Genomic DNA, 22,675 nt, shown 5'->3' on the forward strand with positions numbered 1-22,675 from the left:
GCGTATCCGCCAAAGCCTTATCCGCGAAGGGCGGCAACACCTGGCAGAACCTTGCCTTCAAGCCACTCAAGAAACGCACCGCCAGCGGTCGAAACATATGAGAAGTCCTGATCAGACTCGGCATGACGCAGCGCTGCAACGGTATCGCCACCACCTGCGACCGACAGAAGTTTGCCTTCACGGGTCAATTTGGCGGCATGCTGTGCGACCGAAACGGTTGCCGTATCAAACGGTTCAATTTCAAACGCGCCAAGGGGGCCGTTCCACACCAGCGTTTCACATGACTGAAGCCGTTTATTCAAATCTTCGATGGTTTTTGGACCGGCATCCAAAATCATGCCGTCATCGGCGACATCATTGATGTCAGAAACATCATGGGGCGCATTGGCGGCAAACTCCTTGGCGACCAAACCATCAACCGGCAAAACAATCTCGCAATTGGCGGCTTCGGCTTTTTTGAAAATCTCACGCGCGGTTTCCAGCAAATCATGCTCGCACAGGGATTTGCCAACATTCACACCCTTGGCAGCCAAGAACGTATTGGCCATACCACCGCCAATCACCAACTGATCGACCTTGGCAACCAGATTGCCCAACAGATCCAGTTTGGTGGAAATTTTTGCGCCACCGACAATCGCCATCACCGGATGTTTCGGTGCTTCCAGCGCATTGCCCAGTGCTTCAAGCTCGACCTGCATCAAACGGCCGGCATAAGCTGGCAATGCCCGTGCAAGACCCTCGGTCGAGGCATGGGCACGGTGCGCGCACGAAAACGCATCATTGACGTAGATATCGCCAAGTTTGGCCAGTTCGGCGGCAAAGGCCGGATCGTTTTTTTCTTCCTCGGCGTGATAACGCAGGTTTTCCAAAAGCGCGATTTCACCGTTTTCAAGGCTGTTCACAACACCTGCGGCGGCATCGCCAATGCAATCATCGGCAAATTTCACCGGACGGCCAAGCTGCTTGGCAAGGGCGTCGGCAACCGGTTTGAGGGACATTTCCGGCACACGTTCGCCCTTTGGGCGGCCAAAATGCGTGATCACAACCACTTTTGCACCGGCATCTGCCAATTCAATCAGTCCGGGTGCGGTGCGGTCGATACGAGTCGTATCACCGACAACACCGTCTTTCATCGGAACGTTAAGATCCGCGCGCAACAAAACGCGCTTGCCTGTAACATCGACACCGTCAAGCGTATTGAAGTCAGCCATTATCTGAACCTGCTTTTGAGTTTCACAAAAGACGGGAGGGGGTGTCCCGACATGGATTGCACCAGATCCTGATGTTTCGCCCTGTTTTGCCGGATCATGGATCGGCGGTCATATGGGGCGCAAACAGAACCTTGCGCGTAAAGAAAACCGGGCAGCGCAGAATGTGTCAGCCCGGTTTTAAATTCTGATCAGTGCCGCCCCAAAAGGGACGCATGCACAAAACCGGAAAAGCTGGTCGCCACCGGCCCGGTCATTAAAACATGATCATCGGGCAGCCATTCGATGGTCAAATTGCCACCATCAAGAATAATTTCGGTTTTCCGTCCGGTCAGGCCACGCCGTGCGGCGGCAACACCGGCGGCACATGCCCCGGTACCACAAGCGCGCGTCACACCGACGCCGCGCTCCCAAACACGCATGCGCAATTTGTCTTCACCAATCAGGCTGCACACTTCGATATTGGCGCGTTCGGGGAACATTTCATGATGTTCAAGGACCGGTCCGAGCTTTTCGATATCAACCGCCTCGGCGTCATCGACAAAGAAAACGGCGTGCGGATTACCAACATTGATACCGACCGGATCCGAAAGCGGCCCCAAGGACAGCGGGATATGATTGGTATCAACCGCACTGCCCAGCGGAATATCACGCCAATCAAGCTGAACCTGGCCCATATCAACCGTGACACGGCCATCTGCCAATCCATTGGCATCAAGCAACCCAACCACAGTTTCGATGATGACGTCTTTGCGGCCCAACTCATCCATGACGATGTTCGCCACACAGCGCGTTGCATTGCCACAGGCCTGAACTTCGCCACCGTCATTGTTACGGATACGCATAAACGCATCGGCCAACTCATCACGGGCGGGTTCAATCACAATCAATTGGTCGCAGCCCACACCGGTTTTGCGGTCGGCAATCCGGGCGGCAGTCGCGTGATCAAGATCAAGCACAGCGGGATCGCGTCGTCCGTCAAAGACAACGAAATCATTTCCCAGACCATGCATTTTGACAAAAGGAATACCGTTCATACCTGCCTTATAATCGTGATTTCCCCTTGCGTCCACAGGCGGATGCGGCAGATATCACGCAGGTTTAGTCCAGAAATAAAATCAGATCGCAAAGGACGGTACCCGCCCTTCAACGATCTGATCAATGTCATCTGCCAACCTTTAATCGCCCCAAAACCGGCCAAGGGCCGTAAACCCGCATAACCACAATACCCGCAATCTGCTTTGCCCGGTAAAACCGAACAGCTGATTTACATCGGAATCGCAGGCTTGGACGGACTGGACGGTTTGTAACGATTGGACGGCACCGCCGGTGCGCAATAGCGTACTTTCCGCGGGGTGAAACCGGCCGCGCCAAAATATTCGCGTTGGCGTTGGTCCATCTCGGAAAGTGACACATACACGTTTGCGCATTCATGATCGGTTGCCAGTCGGCTCATCGCGTCACGCAGCGTATCAAACACATATGCCCGTGACACAATTTCCACCGCCATCACATTATCAAGATGCAAAACACGGCCATCGGCCATGTCGTCGCGCACCTGATATGAAAACAGACCATGGATATAGCCACGTTCATTGGCCGCCACGATAACGCCGCGCGGACGCAGCCAAAGAATATCTTCGCAACCTTCACCCGGTTTAACCTGTGAAGTTGATGCGCAAAATTCAGATACGAATTCACGCCACCGTTCCAGTGTCAAATCAGCCTGCAACATCTGCACCAGCGGAAATGTCATGTCGGCGGTATGCGATGTAAGTGGTCGTGCGAAATATGTAGAAGCCATGACCCTGCCCTTTTGGAATTTCGGTGATCATGGCTGAAATAATTCGGGGCAACCTTGATGTGCATCAACACCTTTCAAACGCAGCTCACGCATAACCATCCTCAGTACCAAGAGTCTTATTTTTACGGACGTCTTGTTTTCTTATGATTGCATGGCAACGCGGCTTTATGCGCCAAACTTGATGCAGGTCAATGGCATCACGGCCACAAAACCGCATAGTTGCCAAACGATGTCAGAAAACCTCGCCCGTAATGATGCATCCGACAAAGGATAACATCGCACGAGTGGGGCTTTTGGTGCAGGGGAATGGCTTATTGGAAACGGTTTGCCATTACCGGGACAGATTGGAACCGGCCAACCGCGTGTTGTCCGGTCCCCCGAATACCTTGAACGGGAGTCGAGCATGAGCCAGGGGAGCATGGCACAGACAGCACCATCATCTGTTGCTGTTAATTACAATATGGACGTTGTGCGCTGGGCCGCACTTGCGACCGTATTTTGGGGCGTAGTCGGATTTTTGGTGGGCGATGTTATCGCTTGGCAATTGGCGTTTCCGGTCCTCAACTTTGATACAGATTTTCTCAACTTCGGGCGTTTGCGCCCGTTGCATACATCCGCAGTGATTTTTGCCTTTGGCGGTAACGCGCTTCTGGCGACATCCTTCTATGTGGTACAGCGCACCTGCCGCACGCCGCTTTACGGTGGTAAGGCGCTTCCGGCATTTGTGTTCTGGGGCTATCAGCTCTTTATCGTCATGGCCGCAATCGGCTATGTCACGGGCGTTACCCAGGGCCGCGAATATGCTGAACCAGAATGGTTTGTCGACCTTTGGCTGACCGTCGTTTGGGTGGCTTATCTGGCAATGTTTGTCGGAACGCTGCTGAAACGCCGCGAGCCGCATATCTATGTGGCAAACTGGTTCTATCTGGCGTTCATCGTCACGATTGCGATGCTCCATTTGGGCAACAACCTTGCAATCCCGGTTTCGCTGTTTGGCACCAAATCCTATTCGATGTTCTCTGGCGTGCAGGATGCGCTGACCCAGTGGTGGTACGGCCATAACGCAGTGGGCTTCTTCCTGACGGCTGGCTTCCTTGGCATGATGTACTACTTCGTGCCGAAACGTGCCGAGCGTCCGGTTTATTCCTATCGCCTGTCGATCATTCACTTCTGGGCGCTGATCTTCCTGTATATCTGGGCTGGTCCGCACCACTTGCACTACACCGCTCTTCCTGACTGGGCACAGACCCTTGGCATGACCTTCTCGATCATGTTGTGGATGCCGTCTTGGGGCGGGATGATCAACGGCCTGATGACCCTTTCTGGGGCTTGGGACAAATTGCGCACCGACCCGGTCTTGCGGTTCATGGTGGCAGCTGTTGGCTTCTATGGCATGTCGACCTTCGAAGGTCCGGTTATGTCGATCAAAGCGGTTAACGGTCTTTCACACTACACCGACTGGACCATTGGTCACGTTCACTCCGGTGCACTTGGTTGGGTTGCCTTCGTTTCCTTCGGCGCGATCTACCACTTGATCCCGGTCCTGTGGAACCGCGAACGCCTTTACTCAATGCGTCTTGTGTCTCATCACTTCTGGTTGGGCACGATCGGCATCGTTCTTTACATCACCTCGATGTGGGTATCGGGGATCATGCAAGGTCTGATGTGGCGCGCTTACGATGAACTTGGTTTCCTTCAGTATTCCTTCATCGAAACTGTCGAGGCAATGCATCCCTATTACATCATTCGTGCAACCGGTGGCGCGCTGTTCTTACTCGGTTCGTTCTTGATGGTCTGGAACGTTTACAAAACGATCCGCGGCGATCTTCGTAACGAAGCTCCGATTGGCACACCGGCAACGGCTGCAGCCGAATAAGGGGGAATGAAAAATGCTTCTTAAGAAACACCATATTGTTGAAAAGAACGTCTTTGTTCTGATCCTTGGCATTTTCCTGACCATCATCATCGGCGGCATTGTTGAAATTGTGCCACTGTTTACGATGGAACAGACAATCGAAAAGGTCGAAGGGGTGCGTCCTTACTCACCTCTCGAGCAGGCTGGACGTAACATCTATATCCGCGAAGGCTGCTATAACTGCCATTCACAGCAGATCCGTCCGTTCCGTGACGAGGTCGAACGTTATGGCCATTACAGCCTTGCCGCAGAATCGATGTATGACCATCCGTTCCAGTGGGGGTCAAAACGTACGGGTCCTGACCTGGCACGTGTCGGCAAGAAATATTCCAACGCTTGGCATGTGGCCCATATGACCGATCCGCGCTCTGTCGTGCCGGAATCGATCATGCCGGGTTACCCGTTCCTTGCAAAACGTGAGTTGGAATTTGATGACGCTCAGGCGCACCTCGAAACGCTCAAAATGGTTGGGGTTCCCTATACCGACGAGATGATCGAAGCCGCCAAGGCAGACCTTTACCTGCAAGCAAGCGAAGACGCCGAGTATGACGACGATTTCCTTGCACGCTATCCAAATGCGGCGACAGGTGATTTTGACGGCGATCCGGAAAAACTGACCGAAATGGATGCGTTGATTGCGTATCTGCAGGTCTTGGGCCGGATGGTCGACTTCACCACCTACAACCCGCAGATGAACCTGCGCTAGGGGAAGTAAGTCATGGAATTCTTTTCGCAACTTGCTGACTTTTTCCGACCTCTCTGGGGGTTGTGGCTGATGCTGCTGTTTAGCGCGATTATTGCCTGGGTCATGTGGCCGAGCAAAAAGCGCAACAAAGAAATGGAAGCGCACGCCGAGATCCCCCTGCGGGATCAGGATTAAGGGGAGACAGAGAGATGTCGACAAACGTCGAAAAAGACCAAGTATCCGGGCGTGAGACAACCGGCCATGAGTGGGATGGAATTAAGGAGCTTAATACGCCCCTTCCATCCTGGTGGGTTTACGTTTTCTGGGTAACTGTCATTTGGTCTATTGGTTACTGGGTGGTTTACCCATCTTGGCCAACCGCAAACGACTATCTGAAGGGGATGTTTGGCACGACCAACCGTACCCAACTACACGAAACCATGAACCAAGTTGCCGCCGAACGTGCCCCATATATGGAACGTCTGGCAGCAGTTGATGTCAGTGAAATTGTTAACGATCCGGAACTCCTGAATTTCTCGATGGCCGGTGGTAAAGCAATCTTCGCCGATAACTGTGCACCATGTCATGGCACGGGCGGATCAGGTAACCCTGGTTTCCCATCGCTTCAGGATGATGCATGGCTTTGGGGCGGTTCGCTTGATGCGATCAACGAAACGCTTCATGTCGGTGTTCGCTGGGATGCAAACGAAGACACGCGCTTTAATGACATGCCTGCATTTGGCCGTGACGAGTTGCTCGAACGCGAAGACATCAATGATGTCGTCCAGTACGTCATGAGCTTCACCGATCGGGCAACCGATGCGGATGCAGCCAAACGCGGCGCTGTTGTTTTCGAAGAAAACTGCGTTGCTTGTCATGGCGAAAATGGCAAAGGCATTCAGGATCTCGGCGCGCCGAACCTGACCGACGCGATCTGGCTTTATGGTGGCGATCAGGCAACCCTGACCGATACCGTGACCAATTCACGTGGCGGCGTCATGCCAGCTTGGGAAGGTCGCCTGGATGAAGAAACCATCAAAATGCTGACCGTTTATGTCCACTCACTCGGTGGTGGTCAGTAACCAACTTGCTGGTTTAGACATCTGACCTTTATGGTTTAAACATCAAAAAAACCGGGGCCTTTATGGTCCCGGTTTTTCTATTTCTGCTCTGCTAAAAATTTAACGCCAGCTGCTAGAACTTCTTGCTGAGTGAGAACTTGATGTTTCGGCCTTTGCCTGGGAAAACGCCAAGGTAAGGAACGTGATAACGATCAAACACGTTCTGAACCGCAAAGTTTGCCTTCATCCCGTCAAACGGGCCCGAATCTGGCTCCCAACTGACAAATAGGTCATGCAGCGCGTAACCATCTGTTGTCGGATAAGGTGAATATGGGAACACCGCGTCATCAGGCACATCGTGCTGCCGACCAACGAACTTCCCCTTCCAGCCAAACGCAATATCGTGCTGCGCAACTTTATAGCCAAGCGTGGTGACAAGCTTCATCGGCGAAACGTCATAAACCGGCTGATCTGCGCCATGAATGTTGCGCAAAGAGCCGTTATGCTCCCCCTTCATGTACGAAAAACTCGCCCCGCCAAACACATTACCGCTGTCGTAATACAGTTCAGCTTCGAGGCCTTTGGTGTAATAGCCCGTAAGGTTGGCATAGTTCGGTCGCGGATCATCCCACAATGCAACGTTGTCGCTGCCAAACAATGTGTGAATGTTTTTGTCGACGTCATTGCGATACAAAGACAGGCGGGTTTTGATCGCGTCGCGTCCTTGCAGAACGTTATTAAACTGCGCGACCACCCCGATCCGCTTTGCGTTCACGCGCTCCACATCAAGCTGCTGTGACGTGGACGTCGTGCTGCCAACCGTATAAATTTCGTCAATCACCGGGGCGCGCAGTTTATAGGCCCAGTCGGCAAACACAGTATAATTGCGATTAACCTCATAGTGCAGGTTCAGTGACGGTGAAAGGCCCTGATGGGTTACCTCACTGTAATCATGCCCCTGACTGGGATTGTTGTATTTGGGGCCCGCATTCGGCACGCCAACCGATCTGATGAAATCGTATCTCAGGCCGGGCGTGACTTCCAATCCATTTCCAAAATCAACTGTATATTCCCCCCAAACCGATGACATATCCTGTCGGCCCTCGGGGATGTTATAGGGCTGCAGATAGCCATTATTATATTCCGGCTTGCCGACATAACCCTTGGCAAATGCCCAGCTTTCACGATCCTGACGGCTAAACTGCACACCATATGCCGCCGTATTTTGAAGCCCCAAGACATCGAACCGCGACCTGTTGGAAAGTTCCGCCTGATAGGTGTCATAGGTCAGCCAACTCTTATTGCCACCAAGACTAAGGCTGACATTTCTGTCCTGATCCACGCGTTCATCATGTTGCTCGGTCCGGGACCAGTTCAATTGGGCGGTAAGGTCGACCATGTCATTAAACGGATTATACCGATACTTTGCCCCCAACGACCGATCGGCTGTTTCGCGGTCCACCGTCAAACGGGCGAGTGCACGTTCATACCCATAACGCCCGATAAGATACGCCGTCGGAAGGATCTGCCCACGCTTTGCGGCATAAGGTGCCAATCGGTCGCTTTCCGAAATGGCCCCGCTCAGTTCCAGAAAATGATCATCGCGCTCGATGCTGCCTTTGAAGTGTCCGCTATGTAAGGTCCCCGACGACAGGTTCAACCGCAGCCCATCACTGGTTCGAAACTTTCTGTTGTCCCGGCGTGTGCCCGACACCAAAAGCTCAATGCCGGTGTCATCATCACGGCCATAGACGGCACCGGTTTGGGTATTTTCATTCCCATTCGTTGCATAGCCATATTTACCAAAGGCACCAAAACGCTCGCCGGGGCGCAGCATATCGGATGCTGATTTGGTTTCCAGTTCAACCGAACCACCAAAGGCCCCATAAGTTTGCGGCGAAAACGATCCCTTGTTCACCGTGATCTTCTTGACCAATTCGGGCTCGATAAAAATCGTACCTTGGCGGTATTTCTCAAAATCCTTACGCGCCCCATCCAGGGTGATTTTGATATCTTCCTGATCGGCAAAGCCCCAGATGTTAATCGACTGACCTTGCGGGCGGGCCGTTCCGTTCATGTCCGTCCCCGGAAGATCATCCAAAAGCTCCGGTACGGACGTCGCCTGCATGCGGTCGATCACTTCACTGCTGACATAGGACGATGCAATATTCTCGCGATTTGTTTCTTCGGCAAGAACAACAACCGGGTCGGTTTGCGTCAATTGTTGGCCCGTCCCCGTAGACGATGCCTTGGTCGTTACCGTCGGGAAAATAACAATACTTTCCATCGTCACGCGATAAGACAGCCCCGTCCCTGCCAGCAATTGCGCCAGCGCTTCTTCAAGTCGGAACGCGCCCTTGACCGGGCCAATCATGCGCGTGCCGTCGACATTGTCGCTATAGACGACAGAACGGCCGATCTGCCGGGAAAAACCGACAATCGCCGCATCAAGGTTGCTGCGTTTAATATCAAACTGCATTTTCACATCTGCATCCGTGGGGGTAGATGCCTGAGGCGATGCTTGGGCATATGCAGGATCAATGCTTAAGGGGAACAAAGCCGTGCTCATCAACAGCAATGATTTCAATGCTGTTTTCAGCGATGAGGGAAACGTCATATCTGCGGTCCTTGCTATCTTGGTGGCTCAAAAAAGAGGTGTGATAGGAAAGGACGCAAAAGAACGACGATGCCCGACAAAGAAAATGACAATCAGTCGCAATTAATTTTAAGGTAATGTTCTCGCCAGCATATTTCCCCTAAAACAAGGCACACAAACCCGTCTCACATGCGCAGATGGGCGGCCAAAAAAACAAATCTGAAATGAGGATGCCGTAAAAACCCGGCTGTCGGGTCAAAGCCAAAAACGCTTTGAAATGTTGCTGATGCGCAAGGTCAGTAAATCACCGACACGACGTCGGTTACGCGGCGCACATGCAGGCCAGAAACCATTTTTAATGCCGACAGGGTTTGGTCTGCTGCGGTCAGTTGAAACCGCCCACTGACCAAGGCGTTGGTATGATCGGTCGGCAAAACAATGAATTGCTGTCCGCTATGACGCGAAAGCGCGTCCAACACATCAGAGACCGATGCGTGCCAAAACGTTTGCCAGCCTTCGCGCAATTCCAATGCATGCTGCGGCGGCAGGGCTTCGCGGCGAATTTGCCCGTCCGCATTTCCGGTCCACAATCGATCGCCGGGTTTCAAAACATATTTGGCACCCGATATATCGGCATCAACACGAACAACGCCTTCTTGCACAGATGTTTCCATCGACGTCTCCATGACAGAAACGGCAAACCGCGTGCCGACAACACTTACAATGCCAAGATCCGTCACCACACGAAGGGGATGCACCCGATCTTTGGCGGCATCGATGATGACGCTGCCATTGGATAAGTGAACAGTGCGCTGATTGTCTGAATATGCCACCTCAAAGGTGCTGCCCGGTGCAAATTGCGCCACTGACCCGTCCGGCAACGTCATATCTTGCCACGCTGGGGATGACGGCATGAACGTCGCGATGGTCAAAAACACCAACGCAACAGCCGCAACTGCGGCCCCACCGCCAAAACAAACCTTTGCCCAACCAAACCGTGACGTTGTCTGGCGGGATGCCCGTGCTTTGGTTTGCGTTGCCTGGGTGTTTTTATTGGATTTGTGATGACGACTGCTGATTTGATCGAACGCTTCTTTATGCGCTGGGTCCTGATCCATCCATTGCGCAAACCCATCAAAATGATCAGCAGCCAGCTGATCATCTGACATGATCCGCCACCAATGTAGGGCTGCGATTTCCGTATCGCTTTTGCGTGGGCCTTGTTGCGTCATCCGTGCAATCCGAGCGTGAAGTTCTGTCTTTTTCTAGGCGAAGTATGGCGTGCGCGTAAACCGTTTGCTTACGTTTCACTGTCCTTTAGTGCCCGCTTGGCCGATTTGACCTTCTTATCAACCGCCCACCGAATATCTTGTAAGCCGCGCTCGATATGCTTTTCGATCGCCCCGATTGTCATTCCCGTTGCGTTGGCAATCGCACTGCGGCTCATGCCTTGGATGCGGCGCATACGAAATATCTGTTGGCGCTTTGAGGGCAATGTCGCAATCGCATCAAAGGCCTGTGACAATGCTTCTTTGTGAACAAGATGCTGTTCTGGTGACGGGGTCAAATCTGGCGATGCCTTAATGGTATCGGCGTAGTCATCTATAAAAACCACTGCGGAATGGCGGCTGCGCCGTTTGCTATCGCGGATCACGTTAAGCAATATCGTCGCCAACATCGCATCTGGCTTTTCCACCTCATCCCAGTGAACGTTCATCGCACGGGCAAAGCATTCCTGAACGAAATCCTCAGCATCCGAATATGAACGACATCGCTGATACGCAAGAGCAACCAGCGCTTTGCGCCGCTTGGTAAAAAGCTGATGCACTTTTTTGGGGATAGGCATTCTAAAAGCCAGTGAATTGGATTTGGAAACATCTGAGAAAACAGAAAGCACTTCCTATCAATCCATCCCCAACAAATCAATGAAATTAATAATCATTATCATAAATAGACATCTGAGGGCCTCTTACACAGCCTCCCCCACAATACGGTGACCATTTTGACCAATGATCACTCGGAAAATTGACATGTGTCATGGTTGCCGGTCGTGGTTCCAAGCTATCTTGTCGTTATGATTTGAATAATCCTAAAACGCCTGCTGAAACTCTGGGCAGGCACCATAATAAGCAGCTTGGTTCGTACCCGCGCGAAAGCTGCCTTTTGTTATGGGGACAACAACTAGGTAGCCAAAATGGGCATGTCCAATTTGCAACATAGCGATCCCAAAACAACCGCTTCTCAGTCTGAAAACGCCTATGATGAGGAAGACATTGATCAGCCGTTATATAAAACGCGCGACAAGGTCTATCCGAAACGCGTTTCGGGGCGGTTTAGAAACCTGAAATGGTTTGCCTTGGTCACCCTTCTGGCGATCTACTGGGTTGTGCCATGGTTGCGTTGGGACCGTGGGCCGGGTGCGCCGGACCAAGCGGTCTTGATCGATATGGATATGGGCCGTGCTTATTTCTTCTTTATCGAAATCTGGCCGCAGGAAGTCTATTACATCACCGGCCTTTTGATTTTGGCTGCAATCGGGTTGTTTTTGGCAACCTCACTATTTGGCCGCATCTGGTGCGGCTATGGTTGCCCACAAACCGTCTGGACCGACCTGTTCATGCTGGTCGAACGTCACATTCAGGGCGACCGAAATGCCCGCGTGCGTCTGGATAAATCCAAATGGACATTGGAAAAAATCTGGAAAATCGGCGCGACACATCTGGCCTGGATCGCCATTGCTATGGCAACTGGCGGGGCGTTTGTTCTGTATTTCAATGACGCGCCACAGGTGGTTGTGGATGTCTTTACCGGCAATGCGTCGCTTGCGGTGTATGTCACCATCGCGTTCCTGACCTTCTCCACCTATCTTTTGGCGGGTTGGGCACGTGAACAGGTTTGCACCTATATGTGCCCGTGGCCCCGTTTTCAGTCGGCCATGCTTGATGATGAAAGCATGATCGTCACCTATGAAGACTGGCGCGGCGAACCACGCGGACCGATCAAACGCAAAAACCTTGTGCGCGGCGAAGTTCCCGAAGTCGGTCACTGCATTGATTGCCATGCCTGCGTGAATGTCTGCCCAACCGGGATCGATATTCGTAATGGGTTGCAGATGGAATGCATCGGCTGTGGTCTGTGTATCGATGCGTGTAACGAAATGATGGACAAGGTCAGCTTCCCACGCGATCTGGTGCGCTTTGACTCCATTCAAAACACGCAGCTTCGTGCCCAAGGCAAAGCAACGCACACCCGCATCGTGCGTCCACGTACGATTTTCTATGCTGTGATCTTGGTGGTCGTGGCCTCGGTCATGACGTTTGGTTTGGCCAACCGTTCTGTCCTTGAAATGAACGTGTTGCGCGATCGTAATCCGCTGTTCGTGCCGCTGTCTGATGGCGACGTTCGTAATGGATATACGCTTAAGATCCTCAATAAGGAACGGGCAGAAAAAACCTATAGCCTGACCGTAACCGGGATTGAACCGACACAGATGCAGGTTATCGGCCTTGAACCCAACCAGGATGGCAGTTTCGATCTTGATGTTGCTCCGGATCGGGTTGGCAGTTTCCGGGTGTTTATTGCCGCATCTCCGAAAACGCTGGACGGCGCAGCAACACCGTTTGAATTCAAGGTAACCGATGAAGAAGACACCAACGTCGTAACCTATGATACAGTATTCGCCGGTCCCAAGACCGGGCGCTAAACCATCACCTCGATCTTGGCGACAGGAAACAAACCAATGGCTACTAACATGACGTCACATATGTCAGGACCGAACGGCCCGCGTAAATCAGATCGCTGGATTCCATGGTACTTCGTTGGCGGTTTTGCCGTGATGCTGATTGCCAATATCTCGTTGATTGCCTTCTCGATGACCAGTTGGAATGGCCTTGTCACCCAACATGCCTTTGAAGAAGGGAACAACTACAACGCCGCCATGTCCGGTGCCGCCCGCCAGCAGGAACTGGGCTGGCGCAGCAAGCTGACCGTTGCCGGTGTTATCAATCAAAATGCGACCATTTCTGTGCTGTTTCGTGATCGCGATTCCAATCCGATTACGGGTGCCAAAATGTCGGTCGTTCTGAAACGCTCAGATCGTGACGACCTTGACCAAACGGTGCCGATGGTCGAAATCGCACCGGGTGAATATCGCGCCAGTGCGCAGTTCCCGGTCTATGGTCGTTGGCAGTTGCGCACAATCGCGCATGCGATGGGCGATGATTATCAAACGGTCGAGTACGTCGTCGTTAAGCCATGACCCAAACTGCCCATTGCCTCCATTGCGGTGAACCGGTAACCGCCATGTCCCCCGCAGCACCCGATTTTTGCTGTACGGGCTGTGCCGGCGCATATGAGCTTCTGGGCGAACTTGGACTTTCATCCTATTATCGCAGGCGCGCGATTGATCCCAAAATTCGCGCCCTGCGCCCCGATACCGACGATGTCAGCCGGTTTGATTTTACCGACCTTGCCAGCACCGATTCGAATGGCGTTCATCACCTGCATTTGATGGTTGATGGCATTCACTGTGCGGCGTGCGTCTGGTTGATCGAAACACTGTTACAACGAAACGATGCCGTAACGGCCGCCCGGGTCAATATGACCACACGTCGGCTGCGTTTATCTTGGACCGGCAAGGTCGAAGACGTCGATGCGATCCTGCTGCCCGTCATCCAAATGGGGTATCGGGTTATCCCGTTTGATCCGCAAATCCTTGAACAGGCCACCCAGACCCGCAACAAGGAATTGCTGCGCTGTCTGGCGGTTGCCGGGTTTGCCGCCAGCAACGTCATGTTGCTGTCCGTGTCTGTTTGGGCCGGTTATTTTCAGGGCATGGGCGGGGCAACCCGCGATCTGTTTCACTGGATTTCGGCCCTGATCGCATTGCCTGCCGCGATTTATGCCGGGATGCCATTTTATCGATCCGCCTTGGGGGCCTTGCGCCATCACCGGGTTAATATGGATGTGCCGATCAGCTTGGGCGTTATTCTTGCCCTTGGCATGAGCTTGGCCCAAACCATCCAAAGCCAACCGCACGCCTATTACGACTCCGCGATTACGCTTTTGTTCTTTTTGCTGATTGGCCGTTACCTTGATGGCCGCGCACGCGGTCAGGCACGCTCGGCCGCGGAACATCTGCTCTCGCTGGGGGCGCGTTCCATCACAATTATCGAAGATGATGGCACCAGACGCCTTGTGTCCCCTGAAAAGGCAACACCGGGCATGACCGTCCTTGTTGCGGCGGGGGAACGGATTGGCATCGACGGCGAAGTTTCCGATGGCAAATCCGATGTCGATACCAGCGTGATTACCGGCGAAAGCATCCCTGCCCAAATCAAGCCCGGCTCGACGGTTTTTGCAGGCACCACAAACATATCCGCCCCTTTGCGCATCCGTGTGACCGCAACTGGCAACAGCACATTGCTGTCTGAAATCGTGCGGCTGATGGAAAATGCCGAACAGGGCCGGGCGAAATACGTCACCATTGCGGATCGCGTCGCCAAGGCCTATGCCCCGGTTGTGCATATGTTGTCCTTGTTGACCTTTGTCGGCTGGTGGCTGATTGGCGGGGTGGCGTGGAATGACGCGCTGATGAATGCCATTGCGGTTTTAATCATCACCTGCCCCTGTGCGCTGGCCTTGGCCGTTCCCGTCGTTCAGGTGATTGCGACGGGTCGGCTATTGCGTGCGGGTATTCTTGTGAAATCGGCCACGGCACTTGAACGTCTGACAAAAATTACCGGGGTTATTTTTGATAAAACCGGCACGCTGACCACCGGCAAGCCAGAGCTTTACGGCGAGCCTGACGCAGATGCCTTGAACTTGGCCGCACAAATTGCCGCCAACAGCAACCATCCGCTTTCAAAGGCGCTTGTCCGCGCTGCGGGTGATATATCGCCCCTGAACAATGTGGTGGAAAAACCCGGCATGGGCCTGATCGCCCAAACGATGGCCGGTGAAATCCGCCTTGGCAGCCGCAGTTTCTGTGGCGTTGCCGAACAGGCAGACCTGCCCAGCGACATTTATGGCCCTGAAATCTGGATGACCCAACCGGGCAGCAGCCCGATACGCTTTGCCTTTCGTGATACGCCGCGCCTTGACGCCAACACCGTCATCGAACAATTGCAAAATGATGGCTATGACATCTGCCTGCTGTCGGGCGACCGTGAACAAACAGTCCAGCAATTTGCGCAAACGGTCGGCATTACAAAATGGCAGGCCCGCCTGACTCCGACCGATAAGGCCAGCCATATTCAAAACCGCCGCGATGACGGCATGGTTGATCTGATGGTGGGCGATGGCATCAATGATGCGCCCGCCTTGGCCGCCGCACACGCATCCATGTCACCTGCCAGTGCCGCTGAAATCAGCCAAAACGCCGCTGATATCGTATTTCAGGGCGACCGTCTTTCCGCCGTGACCGAGGCCCTTGATATTGCACGTAAAGCTGATCGCCTAGTGCGGCAAAATTTTGCCATTTCCTTTACCTATAACTTGATCACGATCCCGCTTGCGGTGTCGGGCATGGTGACCCCGTTAATTGCAGCGATTGCGATGTCGTCCTCTTCCTTGGTGGTGATCGCCAATGCCTTGCGCCTGCATGCAAATGCCAAAAAAGCAGGCCCGAAATCGCAAGGTTTTGCTGCATCCACACCTCAACAAGCCGGAGCCCCCCTGGCATGAGCAACCTATTGCTGCTGATCCCGATCGCCCTGTTTCTTGGCCTTCTTGGCCTCGCAGCATTTCTTTGGTCGCTTAAATCCGGGCAGTTCGACGATATGGAAGGGGCGGCAAACCGTATTTTGTTTGACGACGACGATGCCCCTGCCCGCACAAACCCGCCAAAATCAAGCACTGAGAACGAGATCACACGAAACAATAGTTAGAATAGCTTGAAACACACCCTCCTGTTCGCATAGATTGTTCTTGTCTAAACGTTCAAGATTATGCGCAACGGAGTCTGTAATGGCGGTTCGCCCCCAACTTTGCGAAGCCTGTTCTATCAAGGACTTAACGTTCTGCTCGTCTTTGCACGGTTCAGAACACGATCAGCTGCGCCAGCTGCTGACCCATGTTCAGTTTGAAAGCCACAACACCATCTTCCACGAGACCGAAGACGCTGATTACGTTTTCAACATCACATCGGGATGTGTAAAGCTTTACAAACTTCTTGGTGATGGCCGCCGTCAAATCACGGGCTTCTTGTTTGCCGGTGATTTTCTTGGATTGGCCCTTAACACCAATTACAGCTACACCGCCGAGGCAGTTGAACCGGTTACGGCCTGCCGTTTCCCGCGTCAAAAGCTCGAAAAGCTGTTTGATCAGTTCCCGCAACTTGAAAAACGCATGCTTGGCATGGCGGTCGATGAATTGGCCGCTGCACAGGACCAGATGCTTTTGCTTGGACGTAAAACCGCCAAGGAAAAAGTCGCATCCTTCCTGTTGATGCTGGCCCGTCGGCAGGAGTTGCGCGGCGAAGAAACCAGCACGATCAATGTCCCTATGAGCCGTTCTGACATTGCAGATTATCTCGGCCTGACGATTGAAACCGTGTCACGCACCCTGACCCAGCTGCGTAAAGACTCGACAATCTCGCTCAAAGACAACCGCCATATCGAAGCCGTCGGCCTTGATATGCTTGAGGATTTGGCCGAAGGCCTGTAATCGCGATCAACGCAGTTACAGCACCGCGACCGCGTGCATCGGGCAACTTTTAACAACGGTTGCCCTGCACGTAAAATAGGCCGGACCACACCGGAAAACCCCACGCGCTCAAAAGCAATTGATCCAATTGCCTATTTCGCGATTGCGAAAAAACTGTTCTCGCCACCGGTCATCATACTGTAAACATGTCCCCACGCCTGCCACTGACGGGGCAGTTCATTCCGGTATCACCCGGGGGGAGAAACGTTATGAGTACCACCAACAAAAAGACCGGACGGATTTCCGTTCCTGACCTTCGCGCCCGTAAGGGTGGCGAACCAATTGTCTGCCTTACAGCCTATACAACGCCGATGGCACAGCGCCTTGATGATCATTGCGACCTTCTTTTGGTTGGCGATTCATTGGGCATGGTTGTTTATGGCATGGACAGCACCCTTTCGGTCACGGTCGATATGATGGTCAATCATGGCAAGGCGGTTATGCGCGGCGCGAAAAATGCCTGCGTGGTTGTTGACCTGCCCTTTGGCAGCTATCAGGAATCCAAGGAACAAGCCTTCCGCACCGCGTCGCATATCCTTGCTGAAACCGGCTGTGCTGCGGTTAAGCTGGAAGGTGGCGCTGAAATGGCGGACACCATCGAATTTCTCAGTGCGCGCGGCGTGCCTGTCATGGCACATATCGGCCTGATGCCCCAGCAGGTAAACACCATGGGGGGCTTTAAAAGCCAAGGCCGCGACGATGACGCCGCGATTAAAATGATCAACGATGCCAAGGCCGTCGCCAAGGCGGGCGCCTTTAGTGTCGTGGTCGAAGGAACCGTCGAAGCCGTCGCCCGGCGCATTACCAAAGCGATTGATGTACCAACCATTGGCATTGGGGCCTCGGTTGCCTGCGATGGTCAGGTCCTTGTCACCGAAGATATTCTTGGCCTGTTTTCCGATTTCACCCCGAAATTCGTAAAGCGTTACGCCAATCTTGGGGACGCTGTTTCCGAGGCCGTTGGCCAATATGCCGACGATGTTCGCAACCGGAAATTCCCGGCCGATGAACATTGCTTTGGCATTCCAAAAAAAGGTAAGTTGCGCGCGGTCTGATCCAGACCACCGACCTTTTGGAAACTTTCGGTACGACGACAAAGATGCCCCTTACGACTGTTCATACTGTCGCGGATTTGCGTGCGACTGTCGCCAAATGGCGGGCCGATGGCCTTCGCGTTGCCTTGGTCCCGACCATGGGCGCACTTCATGATGGGCATATCAGCCTGACCAAACTGGCCCGCACCCACGCCGACCGTGTGATTGTGTCCGTCTTTGTCAATCCGACCCAATTTGGCCCGAACGAAGATTTCAGCGCCTATCCGCGCACCCTGCCCAAAGATCAAAAGCTTCTGGACGAAGCCGGGGTTGATCTGTGCTTTGCCCCGTCCGTCGAAGAAATGTACCCCGACGGCTTTGCCACCAAGGTCCATGTCGACGGTGCGATGACCAACGTTTTATGTGGTGCTGCGCGCCCGGGTCATTTTGACGGCGTCGCACAAGTCGTGACCAAGCTGTTGCTGCAAGCCCTGCCCGATTGCGCCATTTTCGGCCAAAAGGATTACCAACAACTGATGGTCATTCACCGCTTCTGCGCGGATTTGAATATCCCGGTTGAGGTCATCGGTGCTGACATCATGCGCGAAGATGACGGGCTGGCCATGTCATCGCGCAACCGCTACCTGACACCGCGTGAACGCGAAATTGCGCCAACCCTGAACCGCGTATTAACCGACATCACCCAAAACGCTGCCAACGGCGCCGATATCGGACCGCTTCTGACCAAGGGCCGCGAAGATATCCTTAGCGCTGGGTTTGATCCGATTGAATATCTTGAAATCCGCGATGCGCATACGCTTGACCTTGTCACCCAAACCGTGATGAAACCGGCGCGAATCTTCGTGGCTGCCCGGCTGGGCAAGGCCCGTTTGATTGATAATCAGGCGATCCTGCCGGCCAATATTGCCGGTTAAATACCCGATCATATTGGCGGAATCGCCGATTGGGATGGAATTGACTCAAAAAGCGCTATGTTCTGCGCTTTTGCGCCCAATTGCGCTTGACTCCCGACAGCCAATACCATAAACCCTGCCTACCAAAGGTCGCCCAAGGGGTGACTCCCCCAGTCCTCGAGTTTCGAGCACTGGGTTTTAGTTTTTTGTGCGCACACGGTGGAAACACCAGCAACACAGACGGGATTTGGAATGTTTGAAGGACTAAGCGATCGCCTTGGCGGAGTTCTTGATAAGCTGCGCAAACGTGGCGCGCTCAAGGAATCTGACGTCAAGGAAGCCATGCGCGAAGTACGCGTCGCCTTGCTTGAGGCTGACGTGGCGCTGCCGGTCGTAAAAACCTTTATTTCCAATGCGACCGAACGTGCAATTGGTGCCGATGTTCTGCGCTCGGTTACACCGGGCCAGATGGTTGTTAAGATCGTCCATGACGAACTTAAAAACATGCTCGGCGACGGCGAAGACATCAATTTGTCCGCCACCCCGCCTGTTCCGATCCTGATGGTCGGTTTGCAGGGTTCGGGTAAAACAACCAGTTCCGCCAAAATTGCGCTGCACCTGACCAAAAAGCGCAACAAAAAAGTCCTTCTGGCATCGCTTGATATTTACCGTCCGGCCGCTCAGCAACAGTTGAAAGTTCTGGCCGACGACAACGGTCTTGGTGTTCTGCCAATCGTCATGGGCGAAAAGCCGGTTTCGATTGCCAAACGCGCCATGGATACCGGCCGCAAAGAAGGCTATGACGCGGTGATCCTTGATACCGCTGGTCGCCTGCATATCGACATGGAACTGATGAGCGAAGTCGCCCAGGTCCGTGATGCAGTCAACCCGGTTGAAACGCTGCTCGTAACCGATGCGATGACCGGTCAAGACTCGGTCAATGTTGCCAAGGAATTTGCTGAAAAAGTCGGTATCACCGGTATCGTTCTGACCCGTGTTGACGGTGATGCACGTGGTGGTGCGGCCCTTTCGATGCGTCAGATCACTGGCTGCCCGATCAAGATGCTCGGTGTTGGCGAAAAAATCGACGAGATGGAAGCCTTCCATCCTGATCGTATTGCCAACCGTATTCTTGGCATGGGCGATGTTGTCAGCCTTGTTGAAAAAGCTGCTGAAAACATCAAAGCCGAAGACGCCGAAAAGATGGCCAAGAAGCTTCGTAAAGGTCAGTTTGACCTGAACGATCTTCTGTCCCAGCTGAAACAGCTTCAGAAAATGGGTGATCTGTCTGGCATCATGGGGATGCTGCCGGGCATGGGCGCGCTGAAAAAACAGATGTCGCAGACCAAGATCGATCCCAAGCTGATCACACACCAAGAAGCGATCATCCTGTCGATGACGCCAAAGGAACGTGAAAACCCGGCCCTGATCAAAGCATCACGCAAAAAGCGTATTGCGGCGGGTTGCGGTCTTACGGTTCAGGATGTGAACAAGCTTCTGAAACAATATCAGACCATGTCCACCATGATTAAAAAGATGGGCAAAATGGGCAAAAAAGGTCTGTTTGGCGGCATGCCACAAATGGATCCGGCAATGCTTGAAGGTGGGGAAATGCCCGACCTGAACAACTTGCCAAAAGGTTTAACCGGCGGCGGCGGCGGTTTACCGCCCGGCCTTCCGGGATTAGGGGGCGGCGGTGGCATGCCTCCTGGATTTCCGGGGTTCGGCAAAAAGAAATAGCCAATCCCCAGATACTCGAACGCGTTTTTGAAGGCCCTCTCATAGAAGACCGATCAAAAACCAAACCGGCCCATAAAGCCGGCGCCCAAGACTAAATGAATAGGCCCTTAGGGGCCATGATGTAGAAGACTACAAACCCAAGCTGAAAGGAACTTATCCGAATGGCTGTTAAGATTCGTCTTTCCCGTGGCGGTGCCAAAAAGCGTCCGTACTACCGTATCGTAGTTGCTGACGTTCGTGCTCCGCGTGACGGCAGCTTCATCGAGCGTGTCGGTACTTACGACCCGATGCTCCCGAAGGATTCTGACACCCGCGTGACCTTCAAAGAAGAACGCATCAAATATTGGCTTTCAGTTGGCGCACAGCCGACCGAGCGTGTTGCACGTTTCCTTGGCAAAGCTGGCCTTGCTGACGCGTTCAAACCGACCGAACAGCCGAAGAAATCCGCTCCGAAAGCGAAAGCTCAGGAACGTATTCGTGAAAAAGCTGAAAAAGCTGAAGCTGCTGCTGCCGCTGCTGCGGAAGCCGCTGCCGAAGCATCAGCACCTGCTGAAGAAGCTGCAAGCGAGTAATCGCTGAACGTACGCTTTGATCAGATACCGGAAACTTGTGAACCGAAATGGCTGATACCCGCAAATCCAAAAACGACGAAGCTTATGTCTGCGTTGGCATGATCACGGCCCCGCACGGGGTACGTGGTGCTGTGCGCGTCAAAAGCTATACCGTCGACCCGGATAACCTTGTCGGTTACGGCCCGTTGTTCGACGCCAAGGGGCACTTGAAATACAAGCTGTCACCTGTCGGACATGTCCGCGACCAGCTGATCGCCAAGATCGAAGGCGTGGACGACCGGGACGCTGCCGAACGGCTGCGGGGAACCAAGCTGCATGTACCGCGGGCGGCACTGCCTGAAACGGTCGACGAAGACGAATTTTACCTTGCTGACCTTGTCGGCCTTAAAGCTTACCACATTGATGGTTCGCTGTTTGGAACCGTACGGGGTGTGGCCGATTTTGGCGCTGGCGACGTTATCGAAGTCGCGCTCGAAGAAGTCCGGGGCAAGGTTGTTGTTCTTCCGTTTACCAAAGAAGCCGTGCCAGAAGTGGTTCTTTCGGAAAACAAACTGGTGGTAAATCCGCCCGAGGGGCTACTGCAGGATGAGGAAGGACCGGGCAATCGTCCCCGTCGTCCCAACAAATCCCGCAAAGACTCTCAGGCCGACCGCGATTCTGATGCCGTCTCTGCTGATGCAGTAGGCGCGGAAAACGCGACCGGCAGCGGGAAGGAGGCCTGATCGATGTCTGTGTGGCAGGCAAAAGTTGCAACTTTGTTCCCGGAAATGTTTCCGGGCGTTCTCGGTCAGTCTTTGGCTGGTCGGGCGCTCGAAAACGGGATCTGGTCGCTTGATGTCAAAGACATCCGCGATCATGCAACCGACCGCCACCGCACTGTAGACGACAATCCTTTTGGGGGTGGGGCCGGTATGGTCATGCGCCCAGATATTGTCGACGCCGCCCTGTGTGAATTGCGTGCATCTGCACCGCAGTTACCGCTGATTTATCTCAGCCCGCGGGGAAAAGTGCTGAACCAGAAACGTTGCCGTGAATTGGCAATGGGTCCGGGTGCCATCCTGCTTTGCGGTCGTTACGAAGGTATCGACCAACGGGTTCTGGATGCACATCAGGCCGAAGAGGTCAGCATCGGTGATTACATCCTCATGGGCGGCGAACTGCCGGCCATGGTCCTGATTGAATCGTGCATTCGCCTGATCGAAGGAACGGTCAATACGACCGCCTCCGTTGATGAGGAAAGCTTTGAAACCGGGTTGCTTGAATATCCGCATTACACGCGCCCGGCCAATTGGAACGGGCGTGACGTGCCGGAGATTTTGCTTTCCGGTCATCATGCCAAGGTACAAGCCTGGCGGCATGCTCAGGCAGAAGAAATCACCCGCGAGCGACGACCCGACCTTTGGGACGCGTATGTTGCAAACGGGCACATCAAAGAGGGTTAA

Annotated in this window: 21 protein-coding genes; 15 read left to right on the forward strand and 6 right to left on the reverse strand. The window is 53.5% G+C overall.

Annotated features, from left to right (window positions below; genetic code table 11):
• Positions 1-17: 17 nt before the first annotated feature.
• From HCZ99_RS09635 to HCZ99_RS09645, 3 genes are all read right to left on the reverse strand, one after another.
• Positions 18-1,211 (reverse strand): phosphoglycerate kinase, encoded by a 1,194-nt coding sequence (locus HCZ99_RS09635; RefSeq protein WP_167446701.1) that lies wholly within the window; start codon positions 1,209-1,211, stop codon positions 18-20.
• Between the two features lie 188 nt (positions 1,212-1,399).
• Positions 1,400-2,245: a diaminopimelate epimerase gene (gene dapF, locus HCZ99_RS09640; RefSeq protein WP_167446702.1), complete on the reverse strand. Its 846-nt coding sequence runs from the start codon at positions 2,243-2,245 to the stop codon at positions 1,400-1,402.
• 230 nt (positions 2,246-2,475) lie between these two features.
• Positions 2,476-3,012 carry a hypothetical protein gene (locus HCZ99_RS09645; RefSeq protein WP_254869534.1) on the reverse strand — a complete coding sequence of 179 codons (537 nt, stop codon included), beginning with the start codon at positions 3,010-3,012 and terminating at the stop codon, positions 2,476-2,478.
• Between the two features lie 418 nt (positions 3,013-3,430).
• Between HCZ99_RS09645 and ccoN the strand changes: the two genes are divergently transcribed.
• The 4 genes from ccoN to ccoP are packed head-to-tail and all read left to right on the forward strand — an operon-like array spanning position 3,431 to position 6,694.
• The gene (gene ccoN, locus HCZ99_RS09650) at positions 3,431-4,888 is read left to right on the forward strand and encodes a cytochrome-c oxidase, cbb3-type subunit I (RefSeq protein ID WP_167446842.1); all 1,458 of its coding nucleotides are present in this window, start codon (positions 3,431-3,433) and stop codon (positions 4,886-4,888) included.
• A gap of 13 nt (positions 4,889-4,901) precedes the next feature.
• On the forward strand, positions 4,902-5,633 hold the full coding sequence (ccoO, locus tag HCZ99_RS09655; protein WP_167446703.1) for a cytochrome-c oxidase, cbb3-type subunit II: 732 nt from the start codon (positions 4,902-4,904) through the stop codon (positions 5,631-5,633).
• Positions 5,634-5,645: 12 nt separating this feature from the next.
• Positions 5,646-5,807 (forward strand): cbb3-type cytochrome c oxidase subunit 3, encoded by a 162-nt coding sequence (locus HCZ99_RS09660; RefSeq protein ID WP_167446704.1) that lies wholly within the window; start codon positions 5,646-5,648, stop codon positions 5,805-5,807.
• 14 nt (positions 5,808-5,821) lie between these two features.
• Entirely contained in the window at positions 5,822-6,694 is an 873-nt protein-coding gene (gene ccoP / locus HCZ99_RS09665) for a cytochrome-c oxidase, cbb3-type subunit III (protein WP_167446705.1), read from the forward strand.
• 112 nt (positions 6,695-6,806) lie between these two features.
• Here the strand turns inward: ccoP and HCZ99_RS09670 are convergent, their stop codons facing one another.
• The 3 genes from HCZ99_RS09670 to HCZ99_RS09680 form a co-directional block, all read right to left on the reverse strand.
• Positions 6,807-9,290, reverse strand: coding sequence for a TonB-dependent receptor (locus tag HCZ99_RS09670; RefSeq protein WP_167446706.1), 2,484 nt, complete (start codon positions 9,288-9,290; stop codon positions 6,807-6,809).
• A gap of 275 nt (positions 9,291-9,565) precedes the next feature.
• Positions 9,566-10,501, reverse strand: coding sequence for a FecR family protein (locus HCZ99_RS09675; protein ID WP_167446707.1), 936 nt, complete (start codon positions 10,499-10,501; stop codon positions 9,566-9,568).
• A 68-nt stretch (positions 10,502-10,569) separates the two neighbouring features.
• Positions 10,570-11,115 carry an RNA polymerase sigma factor gene (locus tag HCZ99_RS09680; RefSeq protein WP_167446708.1) on the reverse strand — a complete coding sequence of 182 codons (546 nt, stop codon included), beginning with the start codon at positions 11,113-11,115 and terminating at the stop codon, positions 10,570-10,572.
• Between the two features lie 354 nt (positions 11,116-11,469).
• Between HCZ99_RS09680 and ccoG the strand changes: the two genes are divergently transcribed.
• The 11 genes from ccoG to trmD all read left to right on the forward strand — a co-directional run bounded on the left by ccoG (position 11,470) and on the right by trmD (position 22,675).
• Positions 11,470-12,972, forward strand: a complete 1,503-nt coding sequence (ccoG, locus tag HCZ99_RS09685; RefSeq protein ID WP_167446709.1) for a cytochrome c oxidase accessory protein CcoG — start codon at positions 11,470-11,472, stop codon at positions 12,970-12,972.
• Positions 12,973-13,008: 36 nt separating this feature from the next.
• Positions 13,009-13,527 (forward strand): FixH family protein, encoded by a 519-nt coding sequence (locus tag HCZ99_RS09690; RefSeq protein ID WP_167446710.1) that lies wholly within the window; start codon positions 13,009-13,011, stop codon positions 13,525-13,527.
• Complete coding sequence (locus HCZ99_RS09695; protein WP_167446711.1) at positions 13,524-15,953, forward strand: heavy metal translocating P-type ATPase metal-binding domain-containing protein; 2,430 nt, start codon at positions 13,524-13,526, stop codon at positions 15,951-15,953. Before HCZ99_RS09690 ends, HCZ99_RS09695 begins: the two co-directional genes overlap by 4 nt.
• Complete coding sequence (gene ccoS / locus HCZ99_RS09700) at positions 15,950-16,156, forward strand: cbb3-type cytochrome oxidase assembly protein CcoS (protein WP_167446712.1); 207 nt, start codon at positions 15,950-15,952, stop codon at positions 16,154-16,156. The genes HCZ99_RS09695 and ccoS overlap by 4 nt, the downstream gene beginning before the upstream one ends.
• Before the next feature lie 79 nt (positions 16,157-16,235).
• Complete coding sequence (locus tag HCZ99_RS09705; RefSeq protein WP_167446713.1) at positions 16,236-16,934, forward strand: cyclic nucleotide-binding domain-containing protein; 699 nt, start codon at positions 16,236-16,238, stop codon at positions 16,932-16,934.
• A gap of 248 nt (positions 16,935-17,182) precedes the next feature.
• On the forward strand, positions 17,183-18,028 hold the full coding sequence (panB, locus tag HCZ99_RS09710) for a 3-methyl-2-oxobutanoate hydroxymethyltransferase (RefSeq protein WP_167446714.1): 846 nt from the start codon (positions 17,183-17,185) through the stop codon (positions 18,026-18,028).
• Positions 18,029-18,072: 44 nt separating this feature from the next.
• Positions 18,073-18,942, forward strand: coding sequence for a pantoate--beta-alanine ligase (panC, locus tag HCZ99_RS09715; RefSeq protein WP_167446715.1), 870 nt, complete (start codon positions 18,073-18,075; stop codon positions 18,940-18,942).
• Between the two features lie 231 nt (positions 18,943-19,173).
• Positions 19,174-20,661: a signal recognition particle protein gene (ffh, locus tag HCZ99_RS09720; RefSeq protein ID WP_167446716.1), complete on the forward strand. Its 1,488-nt coding sequence runs from the start codon at positions 19,174-19,176 to the stop codon at positions 20,659-20,661.
• Positions 20,662-20,822: 161 nt separating this feature from the next.
• A complete protein-coding gene (gene rpsP, locus HCZ99_RS09725) occupies positions 20,823-21,233 on the forward strand; it encodes a 30S ribosomal protein S16 (protein ID WP_167446717.1) in 411 nt (136 codons plus the stop codon).
• Between the two features lie 47 nt (positions 21,234-21,280).
• Entirely contained in the window at positions 21,281-21,955 is a 675-nt protein-coding gene (gene rimM / locus HCZ99_RS09730) for a ribosome maturation factor RimM (protein WP_167446718.1), read from the forward strand.
• A gap of 3 nt (positions 21,956-21,958) precedes the next feature.
• Entirely contained in the window at positions 21,959-22,675 is a 717-nt protein-coding gene (gene trmD / locus HCZ99_RS09735; RefSeq protein WP_167446719.1) for a tRNA (guanosine(37)-N1)-methyltransferase TrmD, read from the forward strand.

This window comes from Thalassospira lucentensis (assembly GCF_011806425.1).
Lineage (GTDB): Bacteria > Pseudomonadota > Alphaproteobacteria > Rhodospirillales > Thalassospiraceae > Thalassospira > Thalassospira lucentensis_B.